This window comes from Kyrpidia sp. (assembly GCF_023512215.1).
Classification (GTDB): domain Bacteria; phylum Bacillota; class Bacilli; order Kyrpidiales; family Kyrpidiaceae; genus Kyrpidia; species Kyrpidia spormannii.
Genome location: NZ_JAILZZ010000012.1, coordinates 23,862 through 38,410 on the forward strand (window position 1 = coordinate 23,862; position 14,549 = coordinate 38,410).

A 14,549-nucleotide genomic window follows, 5' to 3' on the forward strand; every position below is an offset into this window, starting at 1 on the left:
AGCCTATGGCAAGCGTGTTCGGCACGGCCATCAAACGGCGGGAAGATCCCAGGCTCATTACCGGCAACGGCCGGTACACGGATGACGTACAGTTGCCCGGTATGTTGTATGCGGCGATCTTGCGCAGCCCCCATGCCCATGCGAGGATTCGCCGGTTGGATGTGGAGAAGGCCAAAAGGGCTCCCGGGGTGGTGGCGGTGTTCACCGGCCAGGATGTGGCCGGGAAAGTGGCGCCGATTCCCACGGCGTGGCTCCCCCCGGGTTCGGACATCAAGACCACGGCCCATCCGGCCCTGGCGGTGGAAAAGGTGCGTTATGTCGGGGACGGCGTGGCGATGGTGGTGGCGGAGAGCCGCTACGCGGCCCGGGATGCTCTGGAGTTGATCGAGGTCGATTATGAGGTTTTACCGGCGGTGGTGGATGCGGAGAAGGCGATGGAAGAAGGGGCGCCAGTGTTGCACGACGACGCGCCCGGGAACGTGGCGTTCCACTGGCAGGCCGGGGAGGATCCGGCGGCGGAATTCGAGGGGGCCGATGTGGTGGTGCGCCATCGGTTTCGCCAACAACGGCTGATTCCGAACGCTATGGAGCCGCGTTCGGCGGTGGCTCAATACAACGCCGGAAGCGGTGAGATGACCATGTGGCTCACTTCCCAAAACCCGCACATTCACCGTTTTCTTTTGTCGAATATTCTAGGGATTCCGGAACATAAACTCCGGGTTGTCGCGGTGGATGTAGGGGGGGGATTCGGCAGTAAGATTGCCTGTTATGCCGATGAGGCTTTAGTGGGTTTTGCCGCGCGAGAATTGGGGCGGCCGGTGAAATGGACCGAAGATCGCCGGGAGAATTTTCTCGTTACGACCCATGGCCGGGATGAGGTAATCTACGCCGAGTTGGCCGGCAAGCGGGATGGAACCATGGTGGGACTTCGGATTCGCATGGTGGCCAACATGGGGGCTTACCTGTCCACGGCAGCGCCGGGGGTGCCGACGATCCTCTTCGGGTTGATCACGGTGGGACCATACCGGATCCCCAAGGCGCATGTCGACGTGTTCGGGGTCTTCACGAACACCACGCCGACGGATGCGTACCGTGGGGCAGGGCGACCGGAGGCGACGTATGTAATCGAGCGGATGGCCGATCTGTTCGCCAAAGAGATCGGAAAAGATCCCGTGGAGATTCGGGAGAAGAATTTCATTCCGTCGGATGCGTTTCCCTACACGACGCCCCTGGGACTGCAATATGACAGCGGGAACTACGAGGGAACCCTGCGAAAAGCCATGGATATGCTGAATTACGAAGAGTTCCGGAAGGAGCAAGAGAGGCTCCGGGCCCAGGGCCGGTACGTCGGCATCGGGTGGTCGACCTATGTCGAGATTTGCGGACTCGGGCCGTCACAGGTGGCCGGTGCTGTGGGATTCCAGGGCGGCCTGTGGGAGAGCGCCACGGTGCGGGTGCACCCAGGCGGCAAAGTGACGGTGTTCACCGGCGCCTCGCCCCACGGTCAAGGGGAAGAGACCACCTTCGCCCAGATTGTGGCAGATCGGTTCGGGATTCCGGTGGAAGATGTGGAGGTGGTTCACGGCGACACCGATCGGATCTCCATGGGGTGGGGAACGTACGGATCCCGGACAACGCCGGTGGGTGGCAGTGCCATTGCCATGGCGGCCGATCGGGTGCTGGAAAAGGCCAGGAAGATCGCTGCCCATATGCTCGAGGTGTCCGAAGAGGATGTTGAATTCGCCGACGGAACTTTTCAGGTCAAAGGGGTGCCCAGCCGTCAGGCGAAATTCCAGGATGTGGTTCTTCAGGCCCACTTGGCGTGGAACCTCCCGCCCGGAGTGGAGCCGGGCCTTGAGGCCCAAGCGTTTTATGATCCGGTGAATTTCTGCTATCCCTTTGGCGCCCACGCCTGTGTAGTGGAAGTGGACCCGGAAACGGGGAAGATTGAGATTCTCCGCTACGTGGCGGTGGATGATTGCGGGCCGGTGATCAATCCGATGATCGTCGAAGGCCAGGTGCATGGCGGGATCGTACAGGGAGTGGGCCAGGCACTGTGGGAAGGGGCGGTGTACGACGAGCAGGGGCAGCTGGTGACGGGCTCTTTCATGGACTACGCAATGCCTAAAGCGAAATTCTTCCCGGCCTTTGAGACCGCCCACACCGTCACGCCCGCTCCGCACAATCCCCTCGGAGTCAAAGGGATCGGAGAAACGGGGACCATTGCCGCAACGCCTGCCGTGGTCAACGCGGTGGTCGATGCTCTGGCGCCTTTCGGAGTCACCGACCTCGAGATGCCGTTGACGCCGGAGAAGATCTGGAAGGTCATCCATGGGAGGGAAGCCTGATGATTCCAGCAGCTTTTGCGTACGAACGGGCGCGATCGGTTCAGGAGGCGGTGCAATTGCTCGAAGCTCATCAAGGGGAGGCGAAGGTCCTCTCCGGGGGGCACAGCCTGATTCCGCTGTTGAAACTGCGGCTCACCTCTCCCGGGGTGCTGGTTGATATCGGCGGTATCTCTGAGCTTCGGGGCATATCGGTGGAAGGGGATCGGGTGGTGGTCGGCGCCCTGACCACCCACGGCGAAGTGGCATCGAGCGATCTCGTTCGCGACAAGTTGCCAGTGCTGGCCGAAGCAGCGAAGCAGGTGGGAGATCTGCAGGTGCGCAACCGGGGCACAGTGGGGGGCAACATCGCCCATGCCGATCCGGCCTCGGATCTGCCTGCGGTGGCATTGGCCCTGGATGCGGTGGTGGCGGTGGAGGGGCCTAGCGGGCCAAGTGAGGTGCCGGTGGCGGACTTTATTCTCGGCCCCCTGCTCACGTCTCTCGGGGCAAGCGACGTGGTGGTGTCCGTGGCCTTCCCAATCCCACAAGGTTCTTGGAAGGGTGCGTATGAAAAATATCCTCACCCGGCCTCTGGCTATGCGGTGGCGGGGGTGGCAGCGGTTCTCGGAGTGGAGAACGGTATAATCCGCGATGCACGGGTAGGGATAACCGGAGTGGCGGATACTCCGTACCGGGCCCGGGAGGTGGAAGCAGCCTTGATCGGCCAGCCCGCCGGGGAGGAGGCGGTGCGCCGTGCCTCAGAACGGGCTGATGCCGAGGGCAGTTTTTCCGGGGATCTCTTTGCATCGGAGGATTACCGCCGGCATCTGAGCCGGGTCTACACCCGAAAGGCTTTGCTGCGGTGCCTCCCCTGATGTTGCCTCTTGAAAATCTCGCAAGAGGCCATTTCACGGGCGGGATAAACGTAGTATAATAGATCAAACTGTTCAATAAGTCGGTGGAAACAGAAGTGCGTGCGGGAAGGGAGGGATCCTGGTTACGTCTCAACTTGTAACCAGGGGATGATCTGCGCAGTCCATTTACCGATTTGGAGGCCGTCCGGTCGGCTCTTCGCCGGGAAGGGTATATTGCCGATCATTCCCTTGCCGTCGCGGTGTTTTTGACCTTGCGGTTAGAACGGCCTCTTTTTCTCGAGGGAGAACCGGGGGTGGGCAAGACGGAGGTGGCGAAGGTGATCGCCGCAGCCGTCGGCCGCCCCCTTGTCCGCCTTCAGTGCTACGAAGGAATCGACCGGGAGAGCGCCCTGTACGAGTGGGATTTTCCCCGCCAGATGCTGCACATCCGTCTGGCGGAGGCGGCTGGGATGCCCGGCGGTGGGCAGGGGGAAACGGAGAAAGTTTGGAGAGAACGACTCGAAGGGGAGCTGTTTTCCCGCCGCTTCTTGTTGCGGCGGCCGTTGCTCGCGGCCGTGGATCCCCAAGGGCCCGCACCGGTTTTGTTGATCGATGAGGTGGACCGGAGCGATGAGGAATTTGAGGCGTTTCTTTTGGAACTGCTCGGGGAGTTTCAAGTGACTATTCCGGAGATTGGCACTCTAAGGGCCGAGGAGAAGCCCGTGGTCATTCTCACGTCCAACCGAACCCGGGAAATTCACGATGCGTTGAAGCGTCGTTGCTTGTACCATTGGATCGATTATCCGGATTTTTCGAAGGAGTTGGAGATCCTGCGTCTCAAGGTGCCCGGGGTTCCCCGGGAGTTGGCGATACGGATCTGTCAATTCGTCCAGCGCCTGCGCCGGGAACCCCTTTATAAAAGGCCCGGGGTGGCGGAGACGATCCATTGGGCCGAGGCGCTCTCCGCCCTTGGAGCCCGGTCATTGGATCCCGATCTGGTGGAGGAAACCCTCGGGTGCTTGGTCAAGTACCGGGATGACGTGGAAGTTCTCACGGCGGTGCGGGAAGATCGGCCCTACTTTGCAGATCTGCTTGGCGAGATCGAGGCGATGCCGGGATGAGCACGGACAGGGGGGATCATCTGCTCTCGGAGCGGGCGCTTCTTGAGAGCGGGAATCGGATCCTGGCCAACTGCGCGGTGTTTTTTCGGGGGCTGCGGCGAATGGGGATCCCCGTGAGCGCAGAACAAGAGGCGCTTGCCCTTGAGGCCCTGGCCTGTCTCCCGCCGGGGGACGAAACGGCGATTCGGGAGGGCTGGCGGGCGATCTTGGCCCACAATCCGACGGAGCGGCAATGGTTTGACACCGCGTGGCGGCAGTTTGTCCTGATGCTGATCGGGGTCCGGGAACCCCTTGTTGCCACCCAGACGCTCATGGCGAGTGTCGCGAGGCTCCGGGCGTCTTGGCGGAATCCGCCGCAGGTGATCTGGCTGGGGGCCGGTCGTGACGACTCCGAACAATCACAGTCCGAGGCGCAGGTGCCCCTCGTGGTGCGGGGCGGCCGGACTGTCGAGGAAACGCTGCGCGATCGGGATGCCGCCCGGCTGACGCCTGAGGAACTCCGGCAATTGGAAAAGGTGGATGTGGCTCCTCTGTGGCGCTCCAGCCGAAGGGAGCGAACTGGGCGAAAGGGGCGGCACTGGGACCCGTCGGCTACCCTCCGGAGTGCCGCCCGGTGCGGGGAGTGTTTGGAACTCAAACGCCGCCGGCGGGTGGTGCGCAAGCGAAGAGCTGTCTGGGTTTGTGATGTCAGTGGCTCGATGGAGCCTTATAGCCGGATGGTGCTGCGGTTTGTGTACGCGGTGGCCAGAGCGGGAAACCCAGTGGAACTCTTTGTCTGCAGCACCCGCTTGACTCGGTTGACTCCGGCTTTAGCGTTGCGGGACGCGGATCGAGCCTTGGCGGAAATGATCGGCGGGGCGCCGGATTGGTCGGGAGGCACCCGGCTGGCGGCCGGCCTGCGGCGATTGCGCTTGGAATGGGGCCGGCGTCTCTTGCCGGGGGCCGCTCTGATTTTGGTCACCGATGGTCTTGAGGCGGAAGATCCGGAGGCGCTTGGCGCGGAGGTGCAGAAGCTACGGGGGCTCGCAAGCCGCACTATATGGCTCAACCCGGCCAGATCGGATCCCGACTATGAGCCTACAGCCCGAGGTGGGGTGAGGTTGGCGGGTGCGGTGGATCACCACTGGCCGGGCTACAGTTGGCGTAATTTTGAAGAGGCATGGGACCGCCTGGGCGACCTGGAGAAACCATCTACTGCGGGAGGAAAACGCGATGCGGGATCTCGAAGATATCTTTGAGGCCGGGTTGGCGGAATCTGAAGCCGGACGCCCGGTGGCCATGGCGTTGGTGGCCGGGGTGGAAGGGTCCGCCTATCGCCATGCCGGGGCGAGGATGTTGGTGCGATCCGGGGGTGCGGCAGAGGGGGCGGTGAGCGGAGGGTGTCTGGAAAATGAGTTGGTGCGGGCGGGTGTCGGTGTGGCGGCGACCGGAGAAGCCCAGTTGATGACCTACGATATGCGGACGGACGAAGATGCGTTGTGGGGATCGGGCAGCGGATGTGCTGGATTGGTGCGGGTGTTGGTGCATCGGCCGGAGCCGGAGATTCTGCGGGGCGTGCTCAATGAGTTGCGGGCGGGGCGCACGGTGTGCCTCGCGACGGTGGTGGATCCAGGGAAGTCAGGGATTCCGGCGGGCAGCCAGGCGTTCGGGACGCCATCCGGTGGCGGGGAAGAGGGTCCTATGGGTGAAAAAGCCGCCGGATACCCCGCCCTGGCCGACCTGTGGAACGTATTGCCCTGGCCCGAGGACGGGCGCAGGGCCGTGTATGGGCGCGTCGAAACCCCTTCCGGGGACATGGCGGTGCTGGTGGAACGGTTGACTCCGGCCCCCGTGATCCTAATTCTCGGTGCCGGCCACGACGCGCCAGCGATGGCCGATATCGCTCGAACGGCGGGTTTTCGGGTGCTCGTGGCGGACCACCGGCCGGGCTACGCGGCCGCTTCTCGGTTTCCTTCTGCGGACCATGTGTTTGCCGTGGCCCCGGAGAAGGCCCCGGACTCATTGTTCACTCCCAACACTTATGTGGTGGTGATGACTCACCAACTCGAATGGGATGCACGATGGTTAAAGCGTCTCCTGGTGGCCGACGTTCCCTACATCGGACTCTTGGGGCCCCGCGATCGAGCTCGGAGGCTATTGGCGCAGTTTTCCGATTGGACGGGTTCTCCACTTCCCCCTGCAGAAAAGTGGGAACACCGGTTGTACAACCCCGTGGGATTAGATCTGGGGGGTGAGGGACCCGGCCCGGTGGCGTTGTCCGCGGTGGCCCAAATCGCGGCGGTGGCCAACGGTCGGGACCCTCAACATTTATCCGCCCGATGGGGGGCACTTCAGGTGGGGGCCCCATGATCGGGCCGGGGGATTTAGAACGCCGGGTGGGCGCCGTGATCTTGGCGGCCGGGCTGTCCACCCGCATGGGGCGGCCGAAGTGTTGGCTGCCGGTGGGAGGAAGGCCGCTTTTTTTGTACAGCGTGGAAGCCGCGGTTCGGGCGCGTCTTCACCCGGTGATTCTCGTTGGGAGCGAAGACCCGCGGCCGTTCCGCGATGTGGTGAAAGATTGGGCTGTGGAGGTGGTGCCCAACCCGGAACGCCATCGAGGGATGTCTACGTCATTGATCCGAGGTCTGGCGAAGCTGCAGGGACGTGTGCAGGCCGTCATGATCCTACTCGCTGACCAACCGTTGGTGACGGAATCGCTGATTTTGGTGTTGCTTCAGGAATACCGGATGGGTTATAAGGCTGGGGTGCGCATTGTTCGCCCGACCTTTGAGGGATTGCCCGGTCACCCGGTTCTGATCGATGAAGAACTGTTTTCCGAGATGATGGCGATCACCGGGGACGAAGGCGGCCGGTCGGTTCTCGCTCGTCACCGCGACCGCATGAAGATGGTGCCTTGGGGGGATGAACGGGTGGGTTTGGATATTGATACGCCCCATGCCTATCAGCAACTGCTGAAAATGTTGCCGCTGGTCCAACAAGGTCGCGGCGTCCATTCCCGCTTGGAAGGAGAACGGGTCGGCCCCGAAGCGCCCTCGACCGGGGCCCTATAGATTGACTCCGGCGGTTTATCATAGAAAGAAAGTGGGGGAACACCCATGGAACCCTTGATTTGTCTGGATGATTCGGTAGGCACCGGCCGACTGGTGGACCGGTTCGGACGGGTTCACGATTATCTGCGCATTTCCGTGACCGACCGCTGCAATCTTCGCTGCCTGTACTGTATGCCGGCGCATGGGGTTCAATTCATGGACTCCCGGCGGTTGATGACTTATGACGAGATCGTCACCGTGGTTCGGGTGGCGGCCCGCCTCGGGGTCAAGCGCCTGCGGATCACCGGGGGGGAACCCTTAGTTCGGCCAGACATCGACAGCTTGATTGAAGCCCTCGGGGCGATCCCGGGGATTGAAGATATGGCCATGACCACCAATGCTCTTCTCTTGGCTGGCCGTGCCGAACGGCTGTTCCGGGCGGGCCTTCGGCGGATCAACATCAGCATCGATTCATTAAAACCCGATCGCTTTGCCAAAATTACCCGGGGTGGAGATCTCGCCAGGGTGTTGCGGGGGCTGGAGGAGGCGGAGCGGGTTGGCATGTCTCCCATCAAGATCAACGTGGTTCTGATGAAGGGGCTCAATGAGGAGGAGATCGACGATTTCCTGCGCCTTTCGGTGGAAAAACCGTATGTGGTGCGGTTTATCGAATATATGCCCATCGGGCACGAGGATGAGACGTGGAAACAAGCGTACCTGCCCTTGAACCGGGTGTTGGAACGGGCTGCGGAGCTGGGGTATGAGATCGAACCGACGGCGGTGCCAGGCAACGGCCCCGCGGAAAATTGGCGCATTCGGGGCGGGGCGGGGGCCTTTGGACTCATCCATCCAGTGAGTGCACATTTTTGCTCAGCCTGCAACCGACTACGCCTGACCGCGGACGGCTATCTAAAACCGTGCCTCTATTGGCAGGAAGAACTGAACGTCCGACGCTGTAATGGCGACGAAGCAGCCTTAGAAGCCATGTTTTACCGAGCTCTGGAGATTAAGCCAGAGCGTCACGAGATGGCGGAAGCCTTGGAAGGGAAAGAGCGGAGCCACCTGCCCACGATTCGCCGAATGTCTCAAATCGGCGGGTAACGACGGGGTGATTTTGTTGCGGGGTCCGGGACTCAATGCGTCGGTGCCCCGGCGGTTATAGTTTTCCATACATGAGCGGTCTGATGACGGGCGATCCTATGTGGTGCGCGGTTGGTTAAGACTTGACCCATCACAAGGGAGGGACCCGGCATGCAGGACCCACTGAGCACCGGCCGCCGAACGGATGCCGTGCGGTCGGATGTTCCGGTCCAACGCGAATCCGATCCAGCGAAAGAAGACATTGAGGAAGGCATGGACCGGATGATGAATGAGGGCGGGGGCGTGGTCGACCATTACCATGAACATGTGCCCGTCCTTCGCAACGACCTGGTAAACGTTGATGAGAACCCCGGTGCCGAATAATGCCGGGGTTTTATCTAAATTCTTCCTACAAGGGGGTCATTCGATGAGCTCATCGGCAACGCTTTCGATCGAACAACGGACTTCCAACAAAGTCCGCATTCGTATCCTCCCGTTCATGTTTGTGCTGTACATCATTTCGTTTCTCGACCGAGTGAACTTGGGGTACGCGGCTTTGGACATGAATAAAGCCTTAGCCATTACCAGCGAGCAATTCGGTTTGATTGCCGGAATTTTCTTTTTTGGATATTTTATTTTCGAAATTCCCAGCAATGTTTTGATGCATCGGATTGGCGCTCGGATCTGGATTGCGCGAATTCTGCTTAGCTGGGGTTCGGTGGCGATGTTGACCGCCGTAGCCCAAAACGCCGTGCATCTGTATATCCTTCGGTTTCTTCTCGGCGTGGCGGAAGCGGGTTTTTTCCCCGGCATGATTCTTTATCTGACGTACTGGTTTCGGGGTCGGGAATTGGCCCACGTCGTGGCCCTGTTCATGACGGCGGTGGCGGTATCTAACATTATCGGAGCCCCGGTTTCCGGGGTTATCCTTGACTATGTGGATTGGTTTGGGCTTCCCGGATGGCGGTGGCTCTTCATCCTGGAAGGAGCGCCGGCGGTGATTTTTGGTATTCTGACGTTCTTCGTTTTGCCGAACCGTCCCCGGGATGCGGCCTGGCTGACCGAAGAGGAGAAATCCTGGCTTCAGGGGGAGTTGGACCGGGAAGCGGCTCAAAAATTGCATCAGGAAAAAATGAGCTTGGGGCGGGTGTTCGCCAGTGGCCGGGTGTGGTTGCTCGCCTTGATTTATTTTGCCGACGTTGTCGGTTTATACGGGATTGGGTTCTGGATGCCCCAGATCATCAAAGGGTTGTCCCAGTATCTTTCCAACACGGCGGTGGGGCTGTTGGCGATGATCCCCTATCTGGTGGGCGTCGTGGCCATGGTATGGAGCGGCCGGGACTCGGACCGCAAAGGTGAGCGCCGATGGCACGTGGCGGTGCCTTTACTTATTGCCGGGGCGGGGATGGCGGTACTTGGTCCCGTGAGCAATCCATTTTGGGCGATCGTCTTGCTCAGCATCACCACCGCGGCGATTTACAGTGTCGTGGGGCCGTTTTGGGCACTGCCCAATCTGTTTCTCGCTGAATCGACGGCGGCGGTGGGGATTGCCATCATTAATTCCGTCGGTAACTTGGGTGGGTTTGTGGGGCCGTATATCATTGGCGCGCTCAAAGCCTCCACAGGTTCGGTGGCGAGTGGACTCTATTTTCTTGCCGCCTGTCTCTTGGCGGGAATGATCCTCGTCCTGCTTTTGCCCCTTCGCCGGTCTGTTTCCAGCCGTTCGGAATGAACGGGTTGGCCAAAGACGCGGGGCCGCCGGTTGCCTATGACCCTTTATAAAGCGATTGACAATTTTCTTGGGAAATTTGTATGATGAGAAGTGAAGTATGTATCGGAACAATGTTCCGTATTATAGAACACCGTCGGGCACGGACGGGAAGGGGGATGGCGGTGGACCAAAGTGGAAAGCAAGCGGCGACGGTCGACGCCCGGCGGGAGGAACTGCGGACCGCCTTCGGCCGGGACGCCGTGACGGTCAGAGCCTTTGCGGGAACACCCGACGGGCCGTCGGCGGATCTGGATGAATTGCGGCCCCGGGATGAACGGGAGGCGGCGGAGATCGTTCGGTGGGCGGCGGACAGAGGGGTGCAACTCTTGCCCCTTGGGGCGGGGACCCAGTGGATTCCGAGTCTGCAGGAGGGCGCGGAGCCGCTGGTCGTGTCTGCGACTGCCCTGTCCGGTGTTGTGGAGTACGATCCCGGAGACTTGGTCATGGTCGTCCGGTCCGGAACACCGCTGGCTGAAATAGAGCGGGTCGCCGGTGAACACGGGCAATGGCTGCCCGTCGATCCCCTGGTGAGCGAAAGGGCCACCTTGGGGGGCGTCATCGGTACCGCGGCGGCGGGGCCGCATCGCCTCGGTTACGGACCTCTGCGGGACTGGGTCATCGGGCTCCGAGCGGTGACCGCAGACGGACCGATCCGGGCAGGCGGCAAAGTAGTGAAGAATGTGGCCGGGTATGACGTGACGAAGCTTTTTATCGGATCCCAGGGCAGCCTCGGCCTGGTGACCGAGGCGGCGATCAAACTCCGCCCCATTCCGCCGGAGCGGCGGCTTCTCGCTTTCAAGGCCCCGGATGTCGAACCACTGCAATCTTTTGCCCGGGAGCTGATGGACCGCTCCTGGAGTCTATCGGCGGCGGAGTGGATCAACCCGGCCCTGGCGGAGGCTTGCGGTCTGCCCAAGGAGTGGATCGCCCTTCTTGGCACGGATGAGTTACCCAAGGCGGCCCAGGGCGCGGTGGAGGGGTGGCGCCGGCTGGCGAGGGAACACGGTTTGGAGGAGATTGGGGCATGGGCGGGCCGGGACGCGGACGACCTTTGGAGTCGCTATGGTAACGCTTTGGGCGGCACCCCGGCTTTGCGGTTGCGATGGGTGATGTGGCCAAGCCAGGTTCCCGGAACGGCGTTGCACCTTCACGCCGGGCGCGCTGGGGGAAAGGTGAAGGATGGCCCCGGAACGGCCGGCGAACTCGCGAGTTCTTTGCGCGAAGAATCGACCGATCGTTTGTTCGTGTCCGGAGGACTGGGTACCGGAGAGGTCCGGGCGGCCTGGATCTTGGGGGACGCTGTCCCTGAGGAGGCCGGCCATCACATCCTTGCCCGGATCGCGGCGGTGACTGAGGCGGTGCGATCAGACATGGGGCGGGTGCGGGTGGAACGCGTGCCTTTTGCGTGGAGAAAATCGCTCCTCGGGACCCTCGGATCCGCCGCGGAGTCCCCACTTAGCCGCCGGGTGAAGGAAGTCCTGGATCCTGGAAACGTCTTTGTCTCCGCAGATTTTGTGGGAGGTGTATGATCGATGCCGTCGGTAGGGGCAGAGTCGGCCCGGGAGGATTACTCCCCAGGGCCTGCGGCCGGGCAGCCCGGCTCCTTGGAGGGGACCACGGTTTTTCGATGGGACGATCCGCCGGACCCTGATAAATATTCCGTGTGCGTTCATTGTGGACTTTGTTTGGAAGCATGTCCAACGTATCAAGAGCTGGGCATTGAGAACCAATCTCCCCGGGGGCGGGTGTACCTCATCCGGGCGGCCTCTGAAGGGCGGCTTCCCTTGGACGAGGCATTGATCGACCCGGTTTTCCGGTGCCTCGACTGCCGGGCTTGCGAATCGGTCTGCCCATCGGGGGTTCAGGTCGGGACGCTGATCGAACAAGCCCGGGGACAGGTGTTCGCCGCCCGGCCGGCCCGGGGCTGGCAAGGTTTTGTTCAACGCTTGTTTTTGCAGCGGATTTTTCCGCGCCCAAAGCGCCTGCGCAGGTTGGCCCGGATTGGCCGATTTTATCAGCGAAGCGGCCTGGCCCGCCTCGCCCGCAGCACCGGGGTTCTGAATCTTTTTCCGTCCCACTTGAGGGAGATGGAGGCGGCCCTTCCGCAGATTCCCGCCACCAGCTCCAGAGAGCTGCTCCCGGCCCAGGTGCCCGCGCAGCGGCAACGCCGGGGGCGAGTTGCCCTGGTCACCGGCTGTGTGATGGACGTCCTGTTCACCGACACCAACTTGGCCACGGCCCGGGTGCTGGCCCGAAACGGCTACGAGGTGAGGGTGCCCGAGGGGCAGGTTTGCTGCGGCGCCCTGCAGGTGCACGCCGGGGATCGGGAGACGGCCAAAGCCATGGCCAGGCAGAACATCGATGCGTTTCTGGCCGAAGACGTCGATGCGGTGATCATCAATGCGGCGGGCTGCGGTGCGGCGATGAAAGAATACGGGGAACTTTTGCGGAACGACCCGGCCTACCGCGAGAAGGCGGAGCGGTTCAGCCGCAAAGTCAAAGATGTCGCGGAGTTTCTCGCCGAAGTGGGATTCGATCCTCCCAAGGGCAGGGTGGAAATGACGGTGACCTATCATGATGCATGCCATCTGAGCCACGCCCAGGGGGTTCGCCAGCAGCCCCGGGAAATTCTCGCCTCGATTCCGGGTCTGCGCGTCGTGGAGATGCCCGATTCGGACCGCTGCTGCGGGAGCGCGGGAATCTACAATCTCACCCACCCGGAGATCGCCAGCCCCTTGCTCGATCGGAAAATGGCCGACGTCCCCGAAGAGGCCGAGGCGATTGTCATGGGCAATCCCGGGTGCATGATGCAAATCCGGGCAGGCGTCCAGCGAACCGGGGCCACGCGCAAGGTGCTGCATACCGTGGATATCCTGGATGCGGCCTACCAGGCGGAGGAGGAAAATCGATGAGCGCGGCGCGGGAGAAGTTGGTGGAGGAACTGGCGCGGATCGTCGGCCCTAAGAATGTGATCTCAGACAGGCACCAGCTCATGGCCTATGAGTGCGATGGCTACACCATCCAGCGGGGCGTCCCCGCCGCAGTGGTATTCCCGGCGGACACCGATCAGGTGGCGGCGGTGGTGAAATATCTCCATCGGGAGAAGATCCCCTTTGTTCCGAGGGGGGCGGGCACCGGGCTGAGTGGCGGGGCTATCCCGCTGCATGGTGAGGTGGTGGTGAATCTGGTGCGGATGAATCGGATTCTTCACATTGATTATGAGAACCGCTACGCCGTGGTTCAGCCCGGGGTGGTGAACCGCCGGTTGTCCCAGGTGGTGGCGGGCCGGGGCTACTACTATGCCCCGGACCCGTCGAGCCAGCAGGCCTGTACTTTGGGAGGGAATGTCGGCGAAAACGCCGGGGGGCCCCATTGTCTCAAATACGGGGTGACGACCAACCATGTCCTTGCCCTGGAATGGGTGCTTCCGGACGGGCAGGTGGTGATGGTCGGCGGCCCGAATGGTGACGATGTCGGCTACGATCTTCGGGGGTTGTTCATCGGGACGGAGGGGACCCTCGGAATCGTGACCCGGATTTGGGTGAGGCTACTAAAAAAACAGATCGGGGTCAAGACGATCCTGGCCCTGTTTGACCGGGTGGAAGACGCAAGCCGGGCAGTCTCCGGAATCATCGCGAAAGGGATCCTGCCCGGGGCTTTGGAAATGATGGACCGGCTGGCCATGCGGGCGGTGGAGGCCGGAGCGTATCCGGTGGGGTATCCCGAGGACATCGAAGCCGTTTTGCTCCTCGAGTTGGACGGCTCGGCTGAAGGTCTGGAGGATCAGGCCGAAGATGCCGTGAAGGTGTGCAAAGAACACGGGGTGCGGGACGTCCGGGTGGCGGCCAGTGAACCCGAGCGAACCCTTTGGTGGAACAATCGGAAAACAGCTTTTGGGGCGATGGGGAACATCTCCCCGGATTATCTCGTGCAGGATGGAGTGATTCCCAGATCCACCCTTCCCGAGGTCCTCACCCGAATCGCCGAGATCAGTAAAGATTCTGGCCTGCGTATCGCCAACGTGTTTCACGCCGGGGACGGCAATCTGCATCCATTGGTGCTCTTTGACTCCGGGGTGCCGGGGGAAACCCAACGGGCGGTGGAGACGGGCTCCCGGGTCCTTCAGGTCTGCGCCGACGTGGGAGGGTCGATCACCGGCGAGCACGGGGTGGGGCTCGAAAAAATGTACGACATGGAGAAGATTTTCAGCCCTGCGGACATCGATTACCAACTCAAGATCCGGGGAATCTGGAATGCAGAAGAACTGTGTAACCCGGGGAAACTCTTTCCGCGGCCCGCCAAATGTATCGATGCCAAGGCCATGGCTGCGGCCGGGAGGGGGTGAGACAGGCACGGAGATCGGATCG

12 protein-coding genes are annotated in these 14,549 nt (G+C 61.8%); all 12 read left to right on the plus strand.

From position 1 onward, the window contains the following. Nucleotides 1-5 precede the first annotated feature (5 nt). The 12 genes from K6T64_RS06580 to K6T64_RS06635 all read left to right on the plus strand — a co-directional run bounded on the left by K6T64_RS06580 (nucleotide 6) and on the right by K6T64_RS06635 (nucleotide 14,527). Nucleotides 6-2,348, plus strand: coding sequence for a xanthine dehydrogenase family protein molybdopterin-binding subunit (locus tag K6T64_RS06580; protein ID WP_100668519.1), 2,343 nt, complete (start codon nucleotides 6-8; stop codon nucleotides 2,346-2,348). After that, a complete protein-coding gene (locus K6T64_RS06585; protein ID WP_100668518.1) occupies nucleotides 2,348-3,202 on the plus strand; it encodes an FAD binding domain-containing protein in 855 nt (284 codons plus the stop codon). Before K6T64_RS06580 ends, K6T64_RS06585 begins: the two co-directional genes overlap by 1 nt. Before the next feature lie 173 nt (nucleotides 3,203-3,375). After that, complete coding sequence (locus K6T64_RS06590; RefSeq protein ID WP_100668517.1) at nucleotides 3,376-4,302, plus strand: AAA family ATPase; 927 nt, start codon at nucleotides 3,376-3,378, stop codon at nucleotides 4,300-4,302. Then, complete coding sequence (locus K6T64_RS06595; RefSeq protein WP_288009167.1) at nucleotides 4,299-5,540, plus strand: vWA domain-containing protein; 1,242 nt, start codon at nucleotides 4,299-4,301, stop codon at nucleotides 5,538-5,540. Before K6T64_RS06590 ends, K6T64_RS06595 begins: the two co-directional genes overlap by 4 nt. Continuing rightward, on the plus strand, nucleotides 5,515-6,651 hold the full coding sequence (locus tag K6T64_RS06600; RefSeq protein WP_288009168.1) for an XdhC family protein: 1,137 nt from the start codon (nucleotides 5,515-5,517) through the stop codon (nucleotides 6,649-6,651). The genes K6T64_RS06595 and K6T64_RS06600 overlap by 26 nt, the downstream gene beginning before the upstream one ends. Further along, nucleotides 6,648-7,352 (plus strand): nucleotidyltransferase family protein, encoded by a 705-nt coding sequence (locus K6T64_RS06605; RefSeq protein ID WP_170086282.1) that lies wholly within the window; start codon nucleotides 6,648-6,650, stop codon nucleotides 7,350-7,352. Before K6T64_RS06600 ends, K6T64_RS06605 begins: the two co-directional genes overlap by 4 nt. Nucleotides 7,353-7,397: 45 nt before the next feature. After that, nucleotides 7,398-8,432, plus strand: coding sequence for a GTP 3',8-cyclase MoaA (gene moaA / locus K6T64_RS06610; protein ID WP_288009170.1), 1,035 nt, complete (start codon nucleotides 7,398-7,400; stop codon nucleotides 8,430-8,432). A gap of 150 nt (nucleotides 8,433-8,582) precedes the next feature. Further along, nucleotides 8,583-8,795: a hypothetical protein gene (locus K6T64_RS06615; protein ID WP_170086280.1), complete on the plus strand. Its 213-nt coding sequence runs from the start codon at nucleotides 8,583-8,585 to the stop codon at nucleotides 8,793-8,795. A gap of 43 nt (nucleotides 8,796-8,838) precedes the next feature. Continuing rightward, complete coding sequence (locus K6T64_RS06620; protein ID WP_170086279.1) at nucleotides 8,839-10,143, plus strand: MFS transporter; 1,305 nt, start codon at nucleotides 8,839-8,841, stop codon at nucleotides 10,141-10,143. Between the two features lie 155 nt (nucleotides 10,144-10,298). Next, complete coding sequence (locus K6T64_RS06625; RefSeq protein WP_288009172.1) at nucleotides 10,299-11,711, plus strand: FAD-binding oxidoreductase; 1,413 nt, start codon at nucleotides 10,299-10,301, stop codon at nucleotides 11,709-11,711. A gap of 3 nt (nucleotides 11,712-11,714) precedes the next feature. Beyond that, the gene (locus K6T64_RS06630; protein WP_232059732.1) at nucleotides 11,715-13,094 is read left to right on the plus strand and encodes a (Fe-S)-binding protein; all 1,380 of its coding nucleotides are present in this window, start codon (nucleotides 11,715-11,717) and stop codon (nucleotides 13,092-13,094) included. Continuing rightward, a complete protein-coding gene (locus tag K6T64_RS06635) occupies nucleotides 13,091-14,527 on the plus strand; it encodes an FAD-binding oxidoreductase (protein ID WP_288009173.1) in 1,437 nt (478 codons plus the stop codon). Before K6T64_RS06630 ends, K6T64_RS06635 begins: the two co-directional genes overlap by 4 nt. The last annotated feature ends 22 nt before the right edge of the window (nucleotides 14,528-14,549 follow it).

What these genes read in the sequence shown, in the direction of transcription:
- K6T64_RS06580 (WP_100668519.1), top strand. Translation starts at nt 6, where the DNA reads ATGGCAAGCGTGTTCGGCACGGCCATCAAACGGCGGGAAGATCCCAGG.
- K6T64_RS06585 (WP_100668518.1), top strand. Translation starts at nt 2,348, where the DNA reads ATGATTCCAGCAGCTTTTGCGTACGAACGGGCGCGATCGGTTCAGGAG.
- K6T64_RS06595 (WP_288009167.1), top strand. Translation starts at nt 4,299, where the DNA reads ATGAGCACGGACAGGGGGGATCATCTGCTCTCGGAGCGGGCGCTTCTT.
- K6T64_RS06600 (WP_288009168.1), top strand. Translation starts at nt 5,515, where the DNA reads ATGCGGGATCTCGAAGATATCTTTGAGGCCGGGTTGGCGGAATCTGAA.
- K6T64_RS06605 (WP_170086282.1), top strand. Translation starts at nt 6,648, where the DNA reads ATGATCGGGCCGGGGGATTTAGAACGCCGGGTGGGCGCCGTGATCTTG.
- moaA (WP_288009170.1), top strand. Translation starts at nt 7,398, where the DNA reads ATGGAACCCTTGATTTGTCTGGATGATTCGGTAGGCACCGGCCGACTG.
- K6T64_RS06615 (WP_170086280.1), top strand. Translation starts at nt 8,583, where the DNA reads ATGCAGGACCCACTGAGCACCGGCCGCCGAACGGATGCCGTGCGGTCG.
- K6T64_RS06620 (WP_170086279.1), top strand. Translation starts at nt 8,839, where the DNA reads ATGAGCTCATCGGCAACGCTTTCGATCGAACAACGGACTTCCAACAAA.
- K6T64_RS06625 (WP_288009172.1), top strand. Translation starts at nt 10,299, where the DNA reads ATGGCGGTGGACCAAAGTGGAAAGCAAGCGGCGACGGTCGACGCCCGG.
- K6T64_RS06630 (WP_232059732.1), top strand. Translation starts at nt 11,715, where the DNA reads ATGCCGTCGGTAGGGGCAGAGTCGGCCCGGGAGGATTACTCCCCAGGG.
- K6T64_RS06635 (WP_288009173.1), top strand. Translation starts at nt 13,091, where the DNA reads ATGAGCGCGGCGCGGGAGAAGTTGGTGGAGGAACTGGCGCGGATCGTC.